This is a genomic window from Methanosarcina baltica, from assembly GCF_055394095.1.
In genome coordinates this window covers 2,863,192-2,885,468 of the sequence record NZ_AP042463.1, presented here as the reverse complement: position 1 = coordinate 2,885,468, position 22,277 = coordinate 2,863,192, and the positions used below count along the sequence as shown (strand labels likewise).

At 43.3% G+C, this 22,277-nt stretch carries 14 protein-coding genes and 2 pseudogenes; 11 read left to right on the top strand and 5 right to left on the bottom strand.

Translation table 11 applies throughout. From position 1 onward, the window contains the following. Nucleotides 1-1,049 precede the first annotated feature (1,049 nt). Nucleotides 1,050-3,059, bottom strand: coding sequence for a VIT domain-containing protein (locus ACZ5QV_RS12730; RefSeq protein ID WP_464600154.1), 2,010 nt, complete (start codon nucleotides 3,057-3,059; stop codon nucleotides 1,050-1,052). 189 nt (nucleotides 3,060-3,248) lie between these two features. Here ACZ5QV_RS12730 and ACZ5QV_RS12725 point away from each other — a divergent pair, with 189 nt between their 5' ends. Together ACZ5QV_RS12725 and ACZ5QV_RS12720 are read left to right on the top strand one after the other, a co-directional pair. Continuing rightward, a complete protein-coding gene (locus ACZ5QV_RS12725) occupies nucleotides 3,249-4,424 on the top strand; it encodes an RNA-guided endonuclease TnpB family protein (protein ID WP_464600153.1) in 1,176 nt (391 codons plus the stop codon). 173 nt (nucleotides 4,425-4,597) lie between these two features. Further along, a complete protein-coding gene (locus tag ACZ5QV_RS12720; protein WP_464600152.1) occupies nucleotides 4,598-4,927 on the top strand; it encodes a hypothetical protein in 330 nt (109 codons plus the stop codon). 754 nt (nucleotides 4,928-5,681) lie between these two features. Here ACZ5QV_RS12720 and ACZ5QV_RS12715 read toward each other — a convergent pair. Beyond that, nucleotides 5,682-6,173, bottom strand: coding sequence for a cupredoxin domain-containing protein (locus ACZ5QV_RS12715; RefSeq protein ID WP_464600151.1), 492 nt, complete (start codon nucleotides 6,171-6,173; stop codon nucleotides 5,682-5,684). 289 nt (nucleotides 6,174-6,462) lie between these two features. Here ACZ5QV_RS12715 and aspS point away from each other — a divergent pair, with 289 nt between their 5' ends. The 3 genes from aspS (at nucleotide 6,463) to thsA (ending at nucleotide 11,115) form a co-directional block, all read left to right on the top strand. Then, nucleotides 6,463-7,797, top strand: coding sequence for an aspartate--tRNA(Asn) ligase (gene aspS / locus ACZ5QV_RS12710; protein WP_464600150.1), 1,335 nt, complete (start codon nucleotides 6,463-6,465; stop codon nucleotides 7,795-7,797). Between the two features lie 723 nt (nucleotides 7,798-8,520). Continuing rightward, nucleotides 8,521-9,228: a ribose 5-phosphate isomerase A gene (gene rpiA / locus ACZ5QV_RS12705; RefSeq protein ID WP_464600149.1), complete on the top strand. Its 708-nt coding sequence runs from the start codon at nucleotides 8,521-8,523 to the stop codon at nucleotides 9,226-9,228. A 252-nt stretch (nucleotides 9,229-9,480) separates the two neighbouring features. Next, nucleotides 9,481-11,115 carry a thermosome subunit alpha gene (gene thsA, locus ACZ5QV_RS12700; protein WP_464600148.1) on the top strand — a complete coding sequence of 545 codons (1,635 nt, stop codon included), beginning with the start codon at nucleotides 9,481-9,483 and terminating at the stop codon, nucleotides 11,113-11,115. 353 nt (nucleotides 11,116-11,468) lie between these two features. On the opposite strand, the gene ACZ5QV_RS12695 is transcribed toward thsA, so the two are convergent. Then, the gene (locus ACZ5QV_RS12695; protein ID WP_464600147.1) at nucleotides 11,469-12,083 is read right to left on the bottom strand and encodes a DUF2119 family protein; all 615 of its coding nucleotides are present in this window, start codon (nucleotides 12,081-12,083) and stop codon (nucleotides 11,469-11,471) included. Between the two features lie 18 nt (nucleotides 12,084-12,101). After that, entirely contained in the window at nucleotides 12,102-12,935 is an 834-nt protein-coding gene (locus ACZ5QV_RS12690; protein WP_464600146.1) for an SAM-dependent methyltransferase, read from the bottom strand. Nucleotides 12,936-13,313: 378 nt separating this feature from the next. Here ACZ5QV_RS12690 and ACZ5QV_RS12685 point away from each other — a divergent pair, with 378 nt between their 5' ends. The 4 genes and pseudogenes from ACZ5QV_RS12685 to ACZ5QV_RS12670 all read left to right on the top strand — a co-directional run. Beyond that, nucleotides 13,314-14,237 carry a bile acid:sodium symporter family protein gene (locus tag ACZ5QV_RS12685; RefSeq protein ID WP_464600145.1) on the top strand — a complete coding sequence of 308 codons (924 nt, stop codon included), beginning with the start codon at nucleotides 13,314-13,316 and terminating at the stop codon, nucleotides 14,235-14,237. A gap of 632 nt (nucleotides 14,238-14,869) precedes the next feature. Further along, nucleotides 14,870-15,148, top strand: coding sequence for a hypothetical protein (locus ACZ5QV_RS12680; RefSeq protein WP_464600144.1), 279 nt, complete (start codon nucleotides 14,870-14,872; stop codon nucleotides 15,146-15,148). Continuing rightward, nucleotides 15,145-15,498, top strand: a complete 354-nt coding sequence (locus ACZ5QV_RS12675) for a hypothetical protein (RefSeq protein ID WP_464600143.1) — start codon at nucleotides 15,145-15,147, stop codon at nucleotides 15,496-15,498. Before ACZ5QV_RS12680 ends, ACZ5QV_RS12675 begins: the two co-directional genes overlap by 4 nt. A 1,035-nt stretch (nucleotides 15,499-16,533) precedes the next feature. Beyond that, nucleotides 16,534-17,343: pseudogene (locus ACZ5QV_RS12670) on the top strand (transposase); the annotation flags it as partial. 7 nt (nucleotides 17,344-17,350) lie between these two features. Here ACZ5QV_RS12670 and tnpC read toward each other — a convergent pair. Continuing rightward, nucleotides 17,351-18,913 carry an IS66 family transposase gene (gene tnpC, locus ACZ5QV_RS12665; RefSeq protein ID WP_464599444.1) on the bottom strand — a complete coding sequence of 521 codons (1,563 nt, stop codon included), beginning with the start codon at nucleotides 18,911-18,913 and terminating at the stop codon, nucleotides 17,351-17,353. A 107-nt stretch (nucleotides 18,914-19,020) separates the two neighbouring features. On the opposite strand from tnpC, the pseudogene ACZ5QV_RS12660 reads away from it, so the two are divergent. Both ACZ5QV_RS12660 and cas3 read left to right on the top strand, forming a co-directional pair. After that, a pseudogene (locus ACZ5QV_RS12660) lies at nucleotides 19,021-19,704 on the top strand (transposase); the annotation flags it as partial. A gap of 391 nt (nucleotides 19,705-20,095) precedes the next feature. Next, nucleotides 20,096-22,273 carry a CRISPR-associated helicase Cas3' gene (cas3, locus tag ACZ5QV_RS12655; protein ID WP_464600142.1) on the top strand — a complete coding sequence of 726 codons (2,178 nt, stop codon included), beginning with the start codon at nucleotides 20,096-20,098 and terminating at the stop codon, nucleotides 22,271-22,273. Nucleotides 22,274-22,277: the final 4 nt, after the last annotated feature.

Below are 22,277 nucleotides of genomic sequence, written 5' to 3'. Positions count from 1 at the left end.
AAAAATTTTATAAAATTGTCCAATATTTCAAAAACGTTATATAGTTGTACAACTATGTGAAAATAGTATTCATCAAAATATAACTAAGAAGTAGAATGATAGGAACCTATGTTTCGCGCCATCAGTTCCTATCGATGATCCAACCCCGAGATTAAGAGAAAACCCAATAACTCTTAACCTACAATCTTTTTTATGACTTCTGGATACTTAACATAAACGCCGTGAAATATTTATTATTATGAAATTATTCAATTACATTAAATTTTACACATATATTAAAATGCTACATGGCACCCAATATTTTGAATATATTAAAATCTTCAATGGCTTAAAAATGGGGCGTGGGCTGATTTCTTTTTGAACAATTACCCCACCGGTTTTTAATATCAGTCCTCCACCGGATTGTTTGGGGATTAACCAAATTCCGGGACATCAACTGGAAGCAAAAAGGAAATTCTGAACTCCAGGCAACCTGAATAGCCGTATCCAGGCCTGTACACGCAGTGTGGCCTTTTCGAAAATCCATCGAAAAAAGCTGATTTTAGACATTCTGAAGAATTTTATAAAATTGCTAAAAATCTCAAAAGCGTTATATAGATGTAAAACGATGTAGGAGAGTAGTCATCAAAACATTACTAAGAAGAGAATGATAGGAACCTATGTTTCGCGCCATCAGTTCCTATCGATGATCCAACCCCGAGATTAAGAGAAAACCCATTAACTCTCAATCTACAACCCTTAATACGGTTTCTCGATACTTAACATAAACGCTGTGAAATCTTCATCATTATTATAATATTCGATCGTATTAAATTCTACACCTCTATTAAAATACCATGTAGCACCCGACATTTTGACACGGTTGAATTATTCAACAACTTCAAAATCGAGCTCTTCGGGAGCAAAAACAAATTCCATACACTTAACAAATTTATATTTTTAGCAAATTTCCCCGCACCCTTAACAACTCTTTTCTTTTTCAAAAAAGAAATTGCCCCTGAGCTCGGCCTAAAGACTCAGGGTTTTTGTTCTCTCTTTTTCTCTTTTCTTCAGTCCTGTTTTCTACGCCTCAAAAAAGCAATGCTCAGCAGGCCTGCAAGGGAGAAGAACGCCCCGAAGCCGGGAGTTTCTAATTCCTCATAGTCGCCTTCCGGCATTACCGCCTCTCCGTCCATGGCATCTTTTTCGTAAGCCATTCCCTCATAAGCTGGAGCTCCTTCCGCACCTACTTCCATTGCCTCCTCCTGTGTGGAGAATCCCTGTGTGGGAGCGATGGCATTCGTATCCGTGGCAGGAGATGAAGAACTTTGCACAGAATCAGCATCCATCGTTTCCTTTCTTTCTTCCAGGAGTTCGACGGAAACATCTTCCTCATATTCCCCACCTTCAGTTTCCCCGATCAACTCAGGCAGTTCCACAAAGAGGGATGTATAGGGAGTAACGAATTCAAACTTCAGGGAAAGCTCCGTGACCGCAGCCACCAGGCTTTCATCTTCCCCTTCCACCTCGATCCTGTCCAGCAAGTCCTCAATAGTGCTGTAGGCCCAGAGCCTCGGAATGAAAGCATTTTCAGCCGAAGAGGCCACCGTAAACTCGTTTGAGAAAGTTCTGCTCCCGTCCCTCGTGGTTGCTGAAAGCACTGAAGGAATGCTCCCGCTTCCGGGGCTGTATTTCCCGAGAACAATGGCATCAGAGCCCGCAAAGAGGTTTTTTTCCCCGTTATTCACAGGCTCCGAGACTTTCCCGCCATAGGAAAATACCAGGTCCGTAACCAGGGGGGTGGAAATTGTATTATAGAAGTTGCCAATTTCCTCTTCCGAATTGGTTTTCGGGGCGAACCATTCAGCCGTTCCGTAGTTTTCCAGGCTCATAGCCTTCAGGAAACCGTAGTCACTTTCGTCATCTATCCCGAAGGCCATGGAGAAAATCGAGACCTTGGCCCTGTTTGCGGCTTTGACGTTTTCGCGGATTACATAGGGAGAGGTCACTCCCACGGTGGGCATCCCGTCTGTGAGGAAAACGATTATCGGCACCCTCTCACTTTCCGGGCTGAACATGCCAAGGGCGGTCACAAGGGCGTCTTTGATGTTCGTGCCCCCTCCCGAGTCCAGGCCGTTTACGAAATCAAGGGCCCCGTTTTTTGAGTCGGGTGTGGCTTGCCTGAGCGTGTCGGAATAGCTCTGTATGCCGCTGTCAAAAAAGATTATGTTGAAGCTGTCCTGGGCGGGAAGGGATGCGATTATGTCCCCGAAGGCCTGCTTGACCTGCTCCAGTTTGTACCCGCTCATGGAACCTGATTTATCAAGCACGAAAATGATGTCTTTTCCGAGAGCCGTGGTCCCCAGATCTTCTTCAGTCGGGGAAAAGATATGCATCATATACCCTTCCCCGGCTTCTTCGTAAAAGAGCATGTTCCCGGAAAGGGGCGGGTTCTGTGTCTCAAAAACAACCCTCAATTCCGAGCCTGTCCCCAGGTCCGAGCCTGAGCCGGGAAGTCCACTGGCCTTATAGCTAACCTGTCCTTCATTTGCGGAAAGATAGCGGGCCTCAGTGTCCGGAAACCCGGGAGTTTCAAGCCTGATGAGGGAATTTACCGAGCTTATGTTTACAGTTGCGGAAAGGGAATTTACGGCCAGGGGACTTTCCAGGTACTGCACAAGTTCGTATTCCCCCAAGGTCTTTTTGAGGGCCTGTTCATAAGTCAGCTTCACGGTGATGCTCTGCCCGGGCTCAAAGCTCAGAGCATAGGAAAAGAGGTTGTTTTCTTTTGTCTCCAGGAGCCCTGCCGTCCTCCCTGCCGAGGCCGCGGCTTCGAACTTCTCCGTGGCCTTTTCTTTTGGCAGGACGTCGGCCCTGTACTCTTTTCCGTCAATCGTCAGAGAAAAGCCGGATATGAAAGCCCCTTCCGGGATCAGGAAAGAAAACTCCCCCTGAATCGCCGTGGCCGCGGGGTTGGTCAGTTTTTCCTCGACCGTGCTTATGGCGTAGCCGTTATTCACCTCAGTGTTAATATTAAGGTAGTCCGAAATGGGAGCGGCGGCTCCTGGCTGGACAGCCACCAGTAAAACCAGACATATTATCAGAATTTTCTTTATCTCAAACAGCAGAAGACTCCTTCCTCGACAGTTCCGGCTTTGCCGGAACTGGCAGGTGGGAGATGAATGCGTCAAGGCTACAGGGGCCGGTTTAAATATGTTTAACTGTAAATAAGTATTTTTAAATTATATTAAATGTATATAGGGGTTTGCATGAAACAGGGGCTTGTGTACCGGATCTATCCGGCAAATGATGAACAAAGAACGCTAATTGAAAAGCATATAGGGTGTTCCAGATTCATCTATAACAAGTTACTAGAGTACAAACAAATTTTCTATGACAAATTTAGAATCAACATATCTCTTACTGAACTTGATAAGCTAATTCCGGTTCTCAAAGAAATATATCCGTGGCTTAAAGAAGTCAATTCGCAGTCATTACAGCAGGCCAGAAGGAACCTGCAAGATGCATATACAAGATTTTTCAAAGGCCAGAACGGATTCCCACAAAGGAAATCAAAAAAAGACACTAAACAATCATTCAAGGTGCCCCAACGGTACAAGATTAATCTCACTTCCTCAGAGATCTTTTTTCCCGGAATTGGATGGATGAATATTAAAATCCATCGGGAACTATTAAGCCCTGAAATTATGGATAACCTCATTGAAAAAACGCTAGTCAATGGGGAAACCATAATAGAACAGAACTTAAATTCGAAGTTTTTTAGAACGGCAACAGTTCGAAGAACGCCCACTGGTAAGTACTACGTAAGCATCTTAACCGAAGATGGAGAAGAATATCCAGAAGTTCAAGAGTATTCTGAAAGTACTACAATAGGCGTAGATGTAGGGCTAAAAGATTTTGCAATAACTTCCACCGGGGAAAAGATCGAGAACCCAAGATTTCTTAAAAATTCTCTTAAAAGGCTCAAAACTCTTCAAAGAAGAGTAAGCAGAAAGGAAAAAGGTTCAAAGAACCGAAGGAAAGCAGTACAAAAACTTGCAAAAATTCATGAAAAGATAAGCAATCAAAGAAACGATTTTCAGCACAAGGTTAGTAATGACCTTATAAGCGAGAACCAAGCTGTAGCGGTAGAATCGTTAAACATTGCTGGCATGAAGAAGAACCATAAACTTGCACAGGCTATAAGTGACGCTGCTTGGGGGGGTTTTGTGAGTAAGTTGGAGTACAAGGCCAAAAAGATAGGGAAAACAGTAATCCGTATAGGCCAGTGGGAACCTTCTACTAAAAATTGTAGTGTCTGCGGGTTCCACAATAAGGAAATAACATTAGATGTTAGAAACTGGAAATGCCCAGAATGTGGAACAGAACACGATAGGGACATAAACGCAGCTATAAATATTAAAAAGTTTGCACTTGCGATCTAAATTAAAGATACACCGATGGGACATCGGGAAGAGCCTGTGGACTCGTGGAGATTACTCCGGGGAACGAAACAGGAAGCCCCTTCCTCGGCAGCCGAAGGCTGACAGGTGGGGGTAGTTCACACTAAATCCCCCTTTTGGATAAGGATTAAAACGAATTTTTTTTCTGGTCTGGAATGCAAAAATGTGAAAATATGCCAAAAAAACTTGTTCAGTTAGTAAAAGAAAATACGGTACTGTTTTATTTATACATGCCTTTAACTGCGAATCTGTTCGCAGTCATTACTCACCCGGCTTTAAAATTCAAAATTTTTGCATCAAAATGCAGGGCAGTAACCCAATGTAATTCTGAAAACCAGACCTGTATGAATATATTTTTGTCGTTTGAAGTTCTCTATCCAGAATCAATGGCAAGAGGACCGTCAACCATGAAACACACGGAAGGACACGAAAAGAATTTGCCGGAAATCTACACGCAGCATTATAAAACACCAGAGCAACCTTAAATGTCATCTTTCTGCATTCTTAGGAATGGTAAAAATATAACTTCAAATTTTATTTTGGGAATTGCTCTATATTCATACAGGTTGTGTTTTTGTTGGTGGAGGTGTTTGGTGTGTGCATTCAAACCACGGAAAAGCACGGAAAAGCACGGAAAAAAGAATGCAGGGAGACGACAAGTACGGTTGCTCTGGTGTTTTGTCTACCAATGGATTTTGAATCGATTATTTAAAGGCCCAGCGTACTCACCGGCCCTCAGGCCGGTTTCCGTGTCCTTCCATCGCCCGAGTTCCGCTTCGGGAGCACGGGATCCGTTTCGCTCGCTGCGCGAACTCAAGCGGATTATAAACCTTATTTTGGAAAATTTTCTGTGTCTTTCCGTGTGTTCCGTGTGTTCCGTGGTTGAACGTCCTCTTGATAGTGATTCTGGATGGAAATCTTCAAAATTCCTAATTTTAAAGCTGGGTGAGTATATTTGACACGTTCCTAAAAATAATGTCAACCGAATACAAATGAACCACCAATGGATTTTGAATCGATTATTTAAAGACCCAGCGTACTCACCGGCCCTCAGGCCGGTTTCCGTGTCCTTCCGTGCTTTTCCGTGGTTAAGGAATGGTAAACAAAAATATTTGATATTATATTAGACTCATTCTTTAACACTATTAAAAAGAGAATCAGGCTGAGTATTTTTCTGGGGGAACCCCTGAAGGTTTTCTCCTGTTTTTCCTGTTTTCTCCTTTTTTTCCAACCTGCCCGTTACTCGCTTACGATTACTGTCCCCTTCATGAAGCGGTGGAATGTACACAGGTAATCATAAGTTCCTGCTTCTTCGAAGGTGAAGGTAAAAATATCTCCTTTCCTCATGTCCTGCGAGTCAAGGCCCGAACCATCCACATCATGGACGGCAGTATCGTAGTTTGTCCAGCGGACGGTCTGCCCGATCGAAACCGTGAGTTCTTCAGGAATATACTTGAAGTCGCGGATTTCCACATCAATAATATCGGTTTCTGTCCCCTCTCCAGTTTCTGCTCCTGTTTCCGTTTCTTCCTCAACGTTTTCTTCCTCAACGTTTTCTTCCTCGACGTTTTCTTCCTCGACGTTTTCTTCCTCGATGGTTTCTTCCTCGATGGTTTCTTCCGCAGGCCCGGTCTCCTCCGAGTCTCCATACCCTGCACAGCCCCCGGCAATGAGGACGCTCAGGACTATAAAGAAAATTCCCAGTTTGTTTCTTAGTTTGTGTCTTTCCATCTCTTTTCCCCCAATTTCTCTACCTTTTGCTATTCGTTTATGGTTTTACGTTGGGCTGCAAGCCAGAAACCCCTTTTGGAAACTTATTTAGGGAACAAATTTAAGGAACATCGTTCTGTTTATAAAAAAAACATAGAATTCTTTATCCGAAACGTAACCCCCAAAAACATGAAAGCCAGGGGGCCGAGGACAAATACTTTAATAATAAAGGAATGACTATTCATTCTAAATTTCAGCTTCATTTTAACTTATGTTTACATTTACAATCACTCCCATTTAAGGTGAATTTATGACATTAGCAAATCTCAGAACACATTACACAGCAGACGTAATTCCTGAAAAAATTGAAGACGGTGCAAAAGTCACCCTCGCCGGCTGGGTCTACGAGGTCCGGGACCTTGGCGGAATCTGTTTTGTGGTCCTCAGGGACCGGGAAGGGAAAGCCCAGATAACACTTGTCAAGAAGAAAATAGACAGGGAACTCTTCAATGCCGCAAGGAAACTTGTGCGCGAGTCCGTAATCTCAGTCACAGGCTCCGTAAAATTCGAAGAAAAGGCCCCAAACGGCTACGAGCTTATCCCTGATGAAATCAACGTCCTTAACGTTTCGGCCTCTCCTCTACCCATGGACACCACCGGCAAGGTTGAAGCCGAACTCGACACCAGGCTTGACTCCCGCTTCATTGACCTCCGAAGGGCTGAATCCACCGCCGTCTTCAAGGTCAGGCATCAGGTCCTTCAGGCAGTCCGGGAATTCTTCGTGGAAAACAGGTTCATCGAAACCGCAACCCCCAAGGTCGTCGCCACGGCAACCGAAGGCGGAACCGCGCTTTTCCCTATAACCTACTTTGATCGGGAAGCCTTCCTTAACCAGAGCCCCCAGCTCTTCAAGCAGATCCTCATGTCCGGCGGGCTTGACAGGGTCTTTGAAATCGGGCCCATCTTCAGGGCGGAAGAACACGACACCAGGAGGCACCTTAACGAAGCCACATCAATCGATGTTGAGGTCAGCTTTGCCGACCACTTCGACGTCATGGAAATCCTTGAGAACCTGGTGGTCTACGCTTACACAAAGGTCATTGAAAACTGCAAGGCCTCCCTTGAGATTCTGAATGTGGAACTCAAGGTCCCGGTGACTCCTTTCAAGAAACTTACCTATGAAGAGGTCATCGAAATCGTAAACGAAAAATCAGAAGAAAAAATGCAGTGGGGAGACGACCTCGGCACCCAGTCTGAGCACATCATCGGGCAGCACGTCTTCGAGACTACAGGCGAGTCCCACTACTTCATCATCGACTGGCCGACCGCAATCAAACCCTTCTACGCCATGCCTTACGAGGATAGGCCAAAGTACTCCAAATCCTTTGACATGATGCACCGCACCATGGAACTCTCCTCGGGCGCCCAGCGGATCCACCTGCCTGAGCTCCTGATAAACCGCATCGAGTCCCAAGGCTTGGACCCCGAAGGCTTTGATTTCTACCTCAAGGCCTTTGAATTCGGGATGCCCCCGCACGCAGGCTGGGGCTTGGGCTGCGAACGCTTTGTCATGACCATGCTCGATACCAAAAACATCAGAGACACCGTCCTCTTCCCGAGAGACAGGAGAAGACTCTCTCCCTGATCTCTTCTCCTTTTTTTGTTAAGGAATGGGTCAAATATAATATCAAGTATTTTTGTTTACCATTCTTTAACCACGGAAAAGCACGGAAGGACACGGAAACCGGCCTGAGGGCCGGTGAGTAAGTTAGATCTTTATGCAATAGAATTCAAAAAATACCCTCAATTCTTTAAAGATGACTAAAAAATGCTGGAAAAACTGTAATTGCCGTCTTCCCCGAGTTTCGCTACCCGAGTTTCGCTTCGGGAGCACGAGGTCCTTTTCGGGAGCTACGCTCCCTCAAGAGGACGAAAAAATGCCAGAGCAACCTTAAATATAATCTTCGGGTCTGTTTCACTCGTTTCACTCGCTCAAGCAGACTAAAATATTTTCCGTGTATTCCGTGTATTCCGTGTGTTCCGTGGTTTGAATGCACACACACCAAACACCTCCTCACACAAAAACACAACATGTATGAGTATGAAGCAACTCCCAAAATAAAACCTGAAGTTATATTTTCATCATTCTTAAATGGATCATTAATCTGTCAACTACCCCCACCTGTCAGCCTTCGGCTTCCGAGGAAAGGGGCTCCTGCTGAGACAGTTGAATTTTGAATGGTAACTTTTGAATGTTAACTTTTGAACTTTATATATTAATCTTTAATTGTTAACTTTTAAATTTTAATTATAACTTTTGAATCTTAACTTTTGACATTAATTCCAAATTAATACGAGGTGAATTTTAATGACAGACAGAAACGTATCCGGAGAAAATCCCGGGAAACTGGCCGCGGGTGTCGCTGCCGCCGGGCTTGTTAGCTCCGGCATGGTGGTTGGCCTGGGAACGGGTTCCACGGTTGCTTACACGATCAAAGAACTTGGAAGAAGGATTAAGGAAGAGGGGCTTGAGATCCTGGGAGTCGTCACCTCCTACCAGTCCGAGATGCTCGCAATCGAGGCCGGGGTCCCCCTGACAACCCTTGCCCAGCACCCGGTCCTGGATCTGGCAATCGATGGAGCCGACAGGGTTGACTCCGAATTTTATGCAATCAAGGGCGGCGGGGCTGCGCATACCCGGGAAAAGATCGTCTCGATGTCCGCAAAGCGCTTCGTGATCGTCCTCGACCCTTCCAAACTCTCCGAAAAGCTTGACCACTACGTCCCGGTGGAGGTCCTGCCCATGGCCCGAGAACTCGTTACTGCAAAACTGAAGGAGCTCGGAGGTAAACCCGAACTCAGGCTTGCGTCCCGAAAAGACGGGCCCGTGATCACCGATAACGGGAACTTCGTGCTCGATACGGACTTTGGGACAATCGAGGACCCGGTTGAACTTTATATGAGACTTTCAATAATTCCCGGAGTAGTGGAGCACGGAATTTTTTCTAACGTGGACGAGGTCTATGTTGGGAAGCAGGACGGGACAGTAGATATTCATAAGAGAATGGATTCCTGAATAAGGAATTCCTTTTCCTGATTCCGGATTCGCTACATTTTTCATTAAGTTCATCACTGCCATAAAGGCAGGTAAATAAGAGAAACGTATTTATAGAAGTATTAACAGTAATTTTGTGAGTGTTCGGTTTATAATTAATATACTCACGAAATATACTGATATAATATATTCATAACTTGTATAACACATTCATAACTTGTATTATACTTCATAACTTATCTGAATCAAATTACTAAGAGGAGGCTTATTTTCATGGCAGGTGGCCAGCCAGTTTACATTGTAGATCCTAGAAAAGAGCAAACAAAGGGAAAAGACACGCTCAGTATGAACATTGCAGCCGCAAAGGCTGTTGCAAGTATCGTTAAGTCCACTCTCGGCCCGAGAGGTATGGACAAGATGCTCGTAAACCCTCTTGGGGACATAACCATCACAAACGACGGTGCAACCATCCTCAAGGACATGGACATCGAGCACCCGGCTGCCAAGATGGTTGTCGAGGTCGCCCGTTCCATGGAAGACTCTGCGGGAGACGGGACCACAAGTTCCGTTGTTTTAACGGGAGCCCTCCTTGAAAAAGCCGAGGAACTTATTGAGAGTGGAGTACACCCCACAGTCGTTATCAAGGGTTACAGGCTTGCGGCCGAAAATGCAATCGAGACCCTGGAGGGCATGGCTCTGTCCGTGGCCGAAGGAGACCACGAAATGCTCGAGAAGGCCGCCAGGACCGCAATTACGGGAAAAGCCGCCCAGAAGTACAACATCCTGGTCGCAAAACTTGCATCGGATGCGGTTCTTGCAGTTCAGGAAAGGGGTATTGTAGACATTCAGCGTATCCTGATCTCCAAGGAAGTCGGCGGCCTGATTGAGGACTCCGAGTTCGTGGAAGGGGTCGCGATTGATAAAGTGGCTCTGGACCGGAATTTCCCGCTCAAAATCGAAGGTGCGAACATTGCGATTATCGACGCCCAGATGGAAGTCGGAAAGACCGCAAACAAGGCAAAATTGCAGATCACCTCCATTGAGCAGATGGACCTCTTCGTAAAGGAAGAACAACAAAGCCTCATCGATATGGCGGACTACGTTATCAAATCCGGAGCTAACGCGGTCTTCTGCGGAAAAGGCATGGATGACAAGATCTCCGATTACCTCCAGAGCAGAGGGATCTACGCCGCCCGCAGGGTGCCGGCTGCTTCCCTCCTGAAAATCTCAAACGCAACCGGAGCCAGGATTGTCAGGAATATCAAGGAACTTGAAGCAAAGGACCTCGGACACGCAGGCCTGCTCGAACAGGACCGGGACGGAGACCAGGGCAAGACCTACCTTAGGGACTGTGCCGCTGCAAAAGCCGTTTCTATCGTCATCCGTGGCGGGACCGAGCATGTGGTCGACAACATCGAACGTGCCCTTGACGATGCTCTCTGGGTCGCAAAGTCCGTCTTCGAAGACGGGAAGGTCGTGGCCGGAGGAGGAGCCAGCGAAGTCGAAGTCGCCCTCGCTCTGCGCGCCTACGCCTCAGGGATCAGCGGTCGGGAACAGCTTGCCATCATGGCCTTTGCGGACGCAATCGAAGAAGTCCCCAGGACCATCGCCAGAAACGGCGGGATGGACGCCATTGATTCCATCCTGAACCTCAGGGCAAAGCACGCTGAGGACAAAAACGCAGGTTTCAACGTCTTTACCGGAGAATTCGAAAACATGCTTGAAAAAGGCGTTATCGATCCCCTCAGGGTAAAGGTCAACGCCATCAAATCAGCCTCAGAAGCCGCAGAAATGGTGCTCCGGGTGGACAGTATGCTCAAGGCCCAGAGTCAGTCCGTACAGGACGTCAAACTCGAACACCAGGCAAACTCCTACGATTCGATGGCTCCTGGCCCCACCATGTTCTGAGACCGGACCTAAAAAATAATTCGGAAAAATCAGAATACCGGTCCCTCCTGAAGATCAGGGAAGAGGGGCCGGTAAAAAGCCCTGCGGACAGGTTCTGCAAGGTTTCTTCTTTTTTCTTTTTTACCTGTCATTTTTTACTTTTCGAAAAAGGCCACCCTGATGGGCATAGAGGCCCCATTTTTCTCTGGAAAAATAGATGATAGAGGATCAATGTCTGATTTCGAAAGCATTCATAGAAAAAGGGCCATGTTTGAAAGCAGACACATAGAAAAGAGCCGGGTTTTGTGGAAAACCATCTTTGCTTTCCGCCTCGTAAAATAGGGTAAAATTGAATTATTCTCAAAATCTGGAGCTTACAGGTCCCCGTAAAAACGCCTGTAGTCCTCAATGGCCTTTCCGGCCTGCTCCGGAAACTCTTTCCTCAAATATTCGATAAACTCGTCCCTGGACTCCATCCTCCCAATTAACTTAACGAAGCGGGAAACGAGCTCTTTTGACGCCGGGTTTCCTTTTTCAACCTCGAAGGAGAGACAGAGGGCCTCTTTTGGGAAATACTTCCTTCTGATATGGGGGGAAACCGAACCGAGCAGTACTCCCTCTTTAAGGACACTGAAGGCAGGAACCCCGATTTTCCTTATCCGGTCTTTTCCTGCAAGTTTCTCAAAGTTTTCCTTTGAATACGAGTGCAATTCGATGTAAATGTCGGGCCTGAATTTTTCAATGGCCTCAAGGAGGGGTTTTCCCGGTCCCGGATAGTAACGCTCGTCCAGGGTTGATATGTACTCCCCTTTGCTGACCAGAGGCAGGAGCACGAGAGTCCCGGTTTTCGGAGTTTTTCCTTCACCCTCTTCTCCCTTTCCCGTATCCCGGATTTCCTCCAGGATGCCTGAAGTTTCCCTCCACTCGTCCCCGTGCAGGCCTGCGGCAAAGAGGCGGACAGGTTTTCCGCTGCCTAATATTTCCGCCACTGTTATTCCTTCTCCTTATTATTCTTCCCGTAGGGCTTCCGAATCTGTTTCCGTATTCACTTCCATTTCCGCTTCTACATCGGTTTCCGCTTCTACATCGGTTTCCGCTTCTACATCGGTTTCCGCTTCTACATCGGTTTCCGCTTCTACATCGGTTTCCGCTTCTACATCCGTATCCGCTTTCCTGTCCCCTGCCACCGGTTTTCTGGCAATTATGTAAATTTCCTGTTTTTCGGATTCGAGTACCTGCAGGATTTCGAGGCCCAGGGCTTCGATCTGGCTCAGAATGGGCTTCGGGTTTTTGCGTCTGAGGAGTTTGATTACCTGAAGCAGTTTGCCTTCTTCCTTTAAGAGGGGAAGCAGCTTTTCAAGGGCCTTTATGGAGGATTCGGAGTCAAGCGTCATGTCGGAGAGGATAACGTCCACGGGCTCCTCGGCGAGTTCTTTCAGAGGCACGGAAAAGACGTTTCCGAACATAATTTCAACGTTTTCCTTCTCGTAGGCGAGTTTCCCGAGTTCGCTCCGGAAGTCCCGGCTGAACTCGATCCCTTTTATATGGCCCACGATTTCCGAGGCAAAGGTCAGGAAACCTCCGACGCTTGAACCGAGGTCAAGCACCCGGTCTCCGGGCTGTAAGATCCCACTTTGTTCCTGGATTCGTTTCAGTTTGAAATAGCCCATAGGCATGTCCAGGCCTTCCCCTACCTCGATTTCATCAAGGGACGACACGTCCTTTGAAACCTTTTTTACAGCCATGCCGTTAACCTTTACGCTCCCGGCAAGGATGGCGGACTTTGCCCGGCCCCGGGACTTGAAATAGCCCATGTCTACAAGATATGCATCCAGTCTCATGGGGCAATAGTATTTTCAGGCCTGTATATATAGTAGATGACCGACCGATGACAATGTGAAAGGTGTAATTTTTCATGGAGGAGGTCTATGAAAAATACTTTTGTTTATATATATTTTCTATTTTTTGTAAAGCTTTATAATTAATCGTCAATAAATAGGTATATTTTTAAGGAGATACTCCTTTGTATTTTTATATATTCATATTTACTAAAATATTTATTTTAAATTTTGATTCGAGAATTTCAAACCTGAAAAAATAACGCCTTCATATGCCTGCTCTACAAATCTACATATCTTGTCCTGCATACATTTTCCGGCCTGATATTTCACTCTCTTCATAAATTTATTTATCAAAACCAGGAAAAAAGGAGTAATTCAATGCTTAAGAAGTTCACATCGTTATTTCCCCTCTGGGCGGTGCTGCTCTCCGCTGTAGCGTATGTTTACCCGGAGTACTTCGTCCCCTACAAAGGCCTGATCGTGCCTTTCCTGAGCCTGATCATGCTGGGGATGGGGGTGACGCTTTCCGTAGGGAACTTCCTGGCAGTCTTAAAAAGGCCTTACGTGGTCCTGCTGGGTACTCTCATGCAGTACACCCTCATGCCCTTTATTGCGTGGATTGTCTGTATGGCCCTCAGTATTCCCACGGAAATCATGGCTGGCTTCATACTCCTGGGCTGCTGCCCCGGAGGAACGGCTTCAAACGTGATCTGCTACCTGGCAAAGGGGGATGTGGCCCTTTCAATCGTGCTTACCACCGTCTCCACCATGGTGGCCTTCATTGCAACTCCCTTCCTGACCTGGGCCTATATCGGGCAGACCGTACCCGTGGATATAATGGGAATGCTGCTGAGTGTCGTGAAAATCGTGCTTGTACCCGTGATTTTCGGGCTTTCGATAAATTACATGCTCGGAAAACACATTGAAAAGGTCAGGGACATCTTTCCCGCAATCTCGGCCCTTGCGATCGTGATTATTATCGCGGTCATCATCGGGGTTAACAGGGAAAGCCTTGAGCAGATCGGCCCTCTCGTCCTGCTTGCGGTAGTCCTGCATAACGGGCTGGGCCTGGCGAGCGGTTACGGGATTGCAAAGGCTTTTAAGCTCAGCGAAACGGAAGCCCGAACTATTGCCATCGAAGTCGGGATGCAAAACTCCGGTTTGAGCGTGGCTCTTGCGATAAAACATTTCACGGCAGTTGCAGCTCTTCCGGGTGCCATTTTCAGTATATGGCACAACCTATCGGGAGCCGTCCTGGCAGGGTACTGGTCAAAAGAAAATGATCAGGGCCCCCCAAAATAAAAAGAGGCCCGCAATTAAGGGAATCCGAAAGAATTACAAATCTCACGATGAAAGATAATTTAAGCAGCTCCCGGACGCCATTTTCGTGTATGGTTAAGGTTCCAGGAGCTTTCCGGTAGGGCGCTGGTCAAAATAGAATGATCGGCCTTCCGGAATAAAGAGAGTCCCGCAATTAAAGGGAATCCTAAATAACTTAAGTATGAATTGGGGAATTCTACAAAAAAAGGTCCGTAAATCGAGGAAAAACCTGAATGCCGGTGTTTTTCCTCTTTTTTGGGCACCCGAGTTCCGTTTCGGGAGCACGGGGTCCGTTTCACTCGCTCCGCTCGCTCAAGCAGACAAAAACATTCTATGTGCTTCTTTGCTTTTTTGCTATTTGAATTTCCAGTGCTTTTGATGTTTGCGTTTTTCATTTTTTGAAAGTAATTCAAACCTCCGGAAAAAAGAGAGGGCCGTAATTTAAGGAAATCTGAATGAATTTTCTTTGGAATTCTGAAAGTTATGTCTGATTTTATCCAACTATTGATTAGAAACAATCAAATTTATATGATTTAATAATGAATAGTTATTAATTGATATCTAAAAACTACGAATCCATAATCATATCCGTAAGTCTTGGAGGTTAATCAACCATGGTTGGAGAAATTCATGTTAACAGAGTCAAGCCTTCCCCGACTCTGAAAACCATTTTGATGGTGGAAGATACTCTAGAAAACATGCCAGGGAGTGTCGTGACTGTCGCAGAACTTAAAAAAATGCTCCCAAAGCAGGTAAATCATAATACAATGATGGTTATTCTGGATTATCTGGAAAAGAGCAACAAAATTTACGTAGGGCTAAAAGGTATAACCTGGATTTTTAACTCCAATGAAAACCTGAAAAAAGCTATATCTCAGGGACTTGAATTATGAACAGTGTCAGAGTTTTTCTTTCCCCAGAGGCCGCAGAAACCTACAAAAGTCTGAAAAAAGAGGCTCTGAAATCTAAAGATGAAAAAGCGATACTCGACTCTTTACACAAAAAAACAGATCTCATTAAGGAAAATATCCACTTTGGCCAACCCATAGCGAAAAAGCTAATTCCAGATGAGTACAAAACCAAATATAATACAAAAAACCTTTTTAGAGTTGAACTCCCGAAATACTGGAGGATGCTTTATACACTTACAGGCAGCGGATCAAATATCGAAATTGTAGTTCTTGTCATTGATGTTATGGATCACAAAACTTATGATAAAAAATTTGGCTACAGAAGAAAATGATATGCTTTTCAAAAAAGAAAGGCGGTGGAAAAGTTGAATCTGTTTTGTATCATTCCCGAAACGCCCGTCCTCCTTCGTCGGCCGTTGAGGACCCGGTTTTCTGAGACGCTGAAATCAACCCTGCCCCGGTAAAACAAAAAAAACCGGCTCATAAATCCGGGTCATGCGACTCAAAAAGCTTTTAGCCAAAACCGGCAAAATATATTTTTTTTGTTTTTCATCGGTTTCCAGGTCTCTAAAATAATCGATTCATAACTCACTCTGGATAAAACGCCAGAGCAACCTTAAATGGCATCTTCCGTCATTCTTTTTCCGTGTCTTCCATGCCCGAGTTCCGCTTCGGGAGCACGGGGTCTGTTTCACTCGTTTCACTCGCTCAAGCAGACTAAAATATTTTCCGTGTGTTCCGTGTGTTCCGTGGTTTGAATCTGTTTTGCATCATAAAAATATCGCTTTTCAGTCGTTGAGGACCCGGTTTTCTGAGACGCTGAAATCAACCCTGCCCCGGTAAAACAAAAAAACCCCGTTCAAAAACCCGGGTCATGCGACTCAAAAAGCTTTTCTTCATACTAGTCCAAATATATTTTTTCTGTTTTGAGGTTGCCGGCCCTTCGTCCCCACCAGCCGTTTCAAAAAATTTAAAATTCACAGAAATCCTTCCACTGTTTCCGTTTTTTGAAAGTAATTCAAACCGCCCGCCGGCTTAAGAATACAAAGAAAACCGATAGCAGTCCCGATTTTAATATATATTCTACAAAAAGGATGGAGGCCAGGTCAGGAATACTTTCACCCCGCTATATGACTTTATTAATACCCGCCCCACGTTTTGAGTCGTGAGTCGTGTCCGTGAGTTACTGACAACCATTAGCATAAGAATCTCTATGCATTTTTCCTAAACACGGGGAATGTCAGGCTGTCTCAAAACTCTGCTCGATTGTACATTTGGGTGAGAACTATCGAAATCTTTATGTTCATTAAAATCATATATTACATAAAAAGTATACTTTTTATGAAAATCAATCCAAGTGTTTCACCATGTTCAAAAGGTACGATCAAAAGCAGCAATTATTACTTCCACTAAGCTTGGAAGAGTTTGTTCCTGAAAACCATATCGCTAGAGTACTAAACGACATCATAGATGCCGTTGATATTAGCGAAATTGAATCCACTTACTCTGAGGAAGGTTGCCCTGCTTATCATCCAAGACTTCTTCTAAAAATCTTACTTTATGGGTATCTGATAAACATTAGAAGTTCACGCAAGATAGAGCAAATGACTCAAACTGATACCGCTTTCATGTATCTTGCAGCCATGCAAAAACCAGATTTCCATACTATTTGTCGATTCCGTTCAACTCATCTTGAACCAATTAAAATTTTCTTTTCACAGGTTGTCACTTTTTGTAAGGAACTTGGTATGATTAGTTCCAGTATTTCGATCGATGGAACAAAGGTTAAAGCAAACGCTTCTCCAAGACAAAGTAAGAGTTTGAAAGCCCTTGATAAAGAGATTGATAAGATACTCAGGGAAAGCATTGAAGTCGATAAACATGAAGACGAAATTTATGGTGATTCGACACCATACCAGGTGCCAGAAGAACTGACTAACAAGAAGAAAAGATTAGAGAAAATTGAAGTCGCTAAGAAGAAACTTAACGAAGAAAATTTAAAAAAAGTAAACATCACAGATAACGATGCTAAAATTATGAAACATAAGGATGGAAGTAAAAAACCTTCCTATAATTGCCAGGCTGCCGTTGATGAAAAGGAACAATTAATCGTTGCAGCAGACGTTGTCGATGAAGAAAATGACTTACATCAGATTGAGCCAATGATAGAAAATGTGTATCTATTCAGGGTAAGGGTGGCACATTTTCAATCGCCGCATGAAGTGAACTTATAGTAGGTATATTATTCTTTATTAGTGTAGATATGTATCCCCTAATTCTAAAGAAAACATCTGCTCCATGGGGTTTCCTAAAATCTCCCGATATTTTTTGCTGAACTGTTATCATTCTGAGATCTCTTTCTGCTTGGTTGTTACTGAAAGGAACTCTTAGATCCGTAGCAAACCTCAAGATTTCTTTTTCATACTTTGAAAGTCTATCAAGGAGATTTTTTGCATCGCTCTGCGCTTTTCTTCCTCTTTTAACCCCATTGTCTTTCGAGATTTCAGGTGGAGGATTGTCCTCAAATCCTTTCATTAGTATTGACTGATACTTTTCTTTAAAGGTCTTGAGCGTATCTTCATCTATTTGTATGCCCTGTTTTCTGGCAAAGTCTGCGCATTTTTTAATTTCATATAGGAGATCAGACATCTCCTCAGCCCACACTTGCTTGAATATGTTATAAATGTCTTTAAGTTCTCTTTGAATGTGGACATTACATGCCGCATGTTCACATTTGTATTTAAAATAGGGTTTCCAGAAATCGTGGACTATAATTCCTCTATATTTAGGCAACACTCCCATTTTATTCATTGCTTTTGATCCTCGACTCCTATTATGGAAATAGTATGTATATTTTTTTGTAGAGATTAAATGGCAGTATTCCCCTTGACCACCAACGTCGATTCCAGTTTCATCACCATGGATGACATTTTCTTTTATCAGTTGCTTCTTGATGTGGTTTGTAGCACCTTTCAACTTGTGAAATAACTTATTTTCTGCCCTAATTATTGTACCAACGCTTATATCAAATCCAAAGGCATCTTTAAATAATTTCTTGATTCGGTCATAGGGAATCAATTGGTAGTTTCGGAGGTAAATTGCAATTGTTAAAACCATATTGCCATATTGGACAGGTTTTGTAATTGATTTCGGAAAAGCAGCTTTGTTTTTGCGGTTACAATAAGGACATTTTTTGATCTCAGCACGATGTTCGGTCACTTTACGCCTTACAATTATTTCAAATTCTTGTCTCTTCTCGTAATTTATAACTTCAATCTTCTCAATGTTACAACCACAATGTTCACATTTATGTAGCTTATAAATGATTGTTTTATCAGGATTTTTAATCATCCTTAATGTAGAACCAGGATGCCCTTTTTGGCCGCCAGGACGTCTAAAACTTCCTTTTTGTGAACCTTTTGATTGAGGTATTTTATCAGTAGAATTGTTAGTAGAGGGAAGTCGATTTCTTTTTTGGTTTTGGTTATTCTTTTTTAGGCGAGATTCTAACTCATTAAGTCTTTCTCGAAGTTCGGTGTTTTCGGATTCAAGATTTTCATATCGAGATTCAAGCTCTTCGTGTCGAGATCCAAGATCTTCATACCGAGATTCAAGCTCTTCGTGTCGAGATCCAAGATCTTCATACCGAGATCCAAGATCTTCATACCGAGACTCAAGATCCTCAATATATGAAACAATGGATTCAGGGTCTGAACGGCATTGAGTAAGAATCTCTTCACATTTCATAAACCTCATTCCAAAATCCGATGATTTTTATATTAATCTATATGAAAAAAGTAATTGTTGAGTTTATACGAAATATAAGTTAGAAACAGAGGTAGCTGAATAGATACGAAAATGTAAAGGTAACACTGGGATACAAACCGACAATATTGCTGGCAGATGCAGGTTATTTTTCATATGACAATGTAAAATTTTTACTAGATGAAGGAATTGATGCTTATATTCCTGATAACTTTTATAAAGTAGAGAAACGAGGAAAGACAAAGAAGTTCAGGAAATATCTCTTCACTTATGATGAGAAAAACGATTGTTATTATTGCCCTGCCGCATTTGAGATGCCATTTACAAGAATCCAAAAAAGGCCAAATGAGCCTGATTTGCGCTATTATGTCTGCAATTATTGTTCTCTGTGTGTGTTAAAAAATGCATGTACTGAGAGTAAAAAAAGGACAATCTCAAGAGATCCCAGAGAGTACCTAATGGAGGATATGAGGGCTAAACTGAACACAGAAGAAGGAACGGAAAAGTATCAGAAAAGAATGTCTACTGTAGAACCTGTGTTTGGTCAAATGAAAGAGGATAGAGGATTTTGGGAATTTCTTTTGAGAGGGAAAAAGAAGGCAAAAATTGAATTTGTTATGATGTGTACTGTACACAATATAAAGAAAATAGCAAATTTCATGAAAAGAGAAGGTATAAGCCTGAAGGAAATTCTGGAAATGATAACTGGGAGGGGAAATGAATGTGGGAATAAACGGGGAGTTGTAGCAGGAAAAACAAATAAGCTATATTGATCAATGAAATTTAATATTTTTTTGTCGAAATGAAATAAAAATTGGGCAAATGAGCTATATTAATCAATGAAAATTAATCTATTTTTGTCGAAATGAAATAAAAATTGAAATGGATATTACCCAATTGTAGAATCCATTTTGGTTTTGATACAACTTGGAATGTGCTTGTTTTTTCTGATTTAATCTACGACTCAAGGACACGACCGACAGTCGAAGTACTGATATTCAGCTTTCTGTAACTGATTTATATAGGTTTTCTACAAAACTCTCTTACATTAAAAGAAAACTACTAATATGAAAACTACCTTGATATCATATTATAAAAAATAAAAGAGATTTATTCAGCGAAAAGCGTTATGTGATTATAAGGATAATAACAGAGTGAAATACTATGTATTATGCCCATTCTACCGACAGCCAGGATAAGAATGACTGGCAACCCCTTAAAGCTCATCTGGAAAATGTAGCAAATTGTGCCAGTGGATTTGCCAGGGAATTCAATGCCGAACAATTCGGATATGCAGCGGGGTTATTGCATGATATTGGGAAATACTCGCCTGAATTTCAGAGACGTTTAGATGGGGCCAGGATCAGAGTAGATCATTCAACTGCCGGAGCGAAAGAAGCTGGAACACTATATGGTATATTTCACAGTAGGGTCCTGGAATATATTATAACGGGACATCATGGTGGTCTTCTTGATTACGGAACTCCGGAATCGGGTCTAAAGGAGCGTTTATCAAAACCCTACTTACCAGATTATTCGGAATATAAAAATGAAATATTAACCCCGGATTTGAACGAATTTCATCCTCATCTGACTCCCATCCACAATAGGATAGGGTTTTCTTTTTCTTTCTACACTCGTATGCTCTTCTCATGCCTGGTTGATGCTGATTTTCTTGATACGGAAAGATTTCTTTCACCTGACAAATCCTCTCTAAGAGGGCAATCTGAGTCTTTCGACACACTTTTCGAAAAATTCGATGAACACATGAATGCCGTACTTTCGAAAGCTGATGATAAACCTATCAATAAATATCGAAGGGAAATTTATGAACAATGCAGGGAAAAAGCAGAATTACCGCCACAGATGTTTTCTCTGACTGTCCCGACAGGTGGAGGAAAAACTCTCTCATCAATGGCTTTTGCTCTGGACCATTTGAAAAAACACAATTTGAACAGAATTTTCTATGTCATACCATATACAAGCATTATAGAACAGAACGCAGATGTATTCCGTAAGATTTTTGGAAATCAAAATGTGCTTGAACATCATAGCAACTATGATCCAAAAAACGAAAATTCTGAAAATACCGATGTTGCACAGGAGAAGTTGAAACTCTCATCTGAAAACTGGGATATTCCTATCGTCGTTACAACCAATGTCCAGTTTTTTGAATCTATTTTTTCCAACAAAGTTTCCCGATGTCGCAAGCTGCACAATCTTTCAAAGAGTGTGATTATTCTTGATGAGGCTCAGATGTTACCGACAGGTTTTTTGAAACCGTGTCTTGCCGCCCTCTCCGAACTGGTAGTCAATTATGGATCAACGGTTGTTATCTGTACGGCAACTCAGCCGAATCTCAATGGACTTCTGGACGAGAGTGTCAGGCCTGTTGAGATTATACGTTCACCTCAGGAACTGTACGAAATATTCCGGCGTGTCCATGTGACAGATCTTGAGGATATGGATGATGAGGACCTTTCAGGTAGACTAAATGCGCATAAACAGGTTTTGTGTATCGTTAACACCCGTAAACACGCACAAAAGCTGTATGAAAAACTTTCCGGACCTGAGGGATGCTATCATCTAAGTGCAAGAATGTGTCCGGTTCACAGAAGAAATAAACTGAATGAAATCAAGGGTCTATTGAAAGAAGGGGCTGAATGTCACGTCGTTTCTACCCAGTTGATCGAAGCTGGCGTTGATATTGATTTTCCTGCCGTGTACCGGGCAAAGGCTGGTATTGATTCGGTCTGTCAGGCTTCCGGAAGATGTAACCGTGAAGGAAAACTGGATTTTGGAGAGGTGTATGTCTTTCGATCCACTGAAGCCTATGGTAAAGCGACATCCTGGCAGAGCCGTGTTGCTGAGATTGGCAGTATGATTTTTGATGAATGGGATGATCCTTTATCACTTCCTGCTGTGGGCAGATATTTTGAGAGACTTTATTCCTATGAGGGCGAAGGACTTGATAAAAAGAGAATTCTGCCCTCCTTTGAGGAGAGGTTGAGAGATATTGCATTTCCTTTTGAGGACGTGGCTGGTAAATTCAACCTTATTGAAAATAATACACGGGATATTATTATTCCGTACGATGATAATGCCAGATCCATTATCAAACAGATCCGGAGGACTGGATTTCCCGGGATGTATATTCGAAGTTTACAGGGATATACAGTAAGTATTTACCTCGAAGAGTTCAAAGCACTCGAAAGAATCAATGCAATTTCCTCCATCGCGGATAGATTTTTTGTTCTGGAGGACGGAGTGGATTATTATTCTGAAAACATTGGACTTTTAAACCTAAAATGTGATGATGAATATTCATTGTTAACTGCTTAAGGAG

Coding starts and splice junctions, on each gene's coding strand:
- tnpC (WP_464599444.1), bottom strand. CDS start 18,913: ATGAAATGTGAAGAGATTCTTACTCAATGCCGTTCAGACCCTGAATCC.
- ACZ5QV_RS12685 (WP_464600145.1), top strand. CDS start 13,314: ATGCTTAAGAAGTTCACATCGTTATTTCCCCTCTGGGCGGTGCTGCTC.
- thsA (WP_464600148.1), top strand. CDS start 9,481: ATGGCAGGTGGCCAGCCAGTTTACATTGTAGATCCTAGAAAAGAGCAA.
- ACZ5QV_RS12715 (WP_464600151.1), bottom strand. CDS start 6,173: ATGGAAAGACACAAACTAAGAAACAAACTGGGAATTTTCTTTATAGTC.
- ACZ5QV_RS12720 (WP_464600152.1), top strand. CDS start 4,598: ATGCAAAAATGTGAAAATATGCCAAAAAAACTTGTTCAGTTAGTAAAA.
- rpiA (WP_464600149.1), top strand. CDS start 8,521: ATGACAGACAGAAACGTATCCGGAGAAAATCCCGGGAAACTGGCCGCG.
- cas3 (WP_464600142.1), top strand. CDS start 20,096: ATGTATTATGCCCATTCTACCGACAGCCAGGATAAGAATGACTGGCAA.
- ACZ5QV_RS12725 (WP_464600153.1), top strand. CDS start 3,249: ATGAAACAGGGGCTTGTGTACCGGATCTATCCGGCAAATGATGAACAA.
- aspS (WP_464600150.1), top strand. CDS start 6,463: ATGACATTAGCAAATCTCAGAACACATTACACAGCAGACGTAATTCCT.
- ACZ5QV_RS12675 (WP_464600143.1), top strand. CDS start 15,145: ATGAACAGTGTCAGAGTTTTTCTTTCCCCAGAGGCCGCAGAAACCTAC.
- ACZ5QV_RS12690 (WP_464600146.1), bottom strand. CDS start 12,935: ATGAGACTGGATGCATATCTTGTAGACATGGGCTATTTCAAGTCCCGG.
- ACZ5QV_RS12680 (WP_464600144.1), top strand. CDS start 14,870: ATGGTTGGAGAAATTCATGTTAACAGAGTCAAGCCTTCCCCGACTCTG.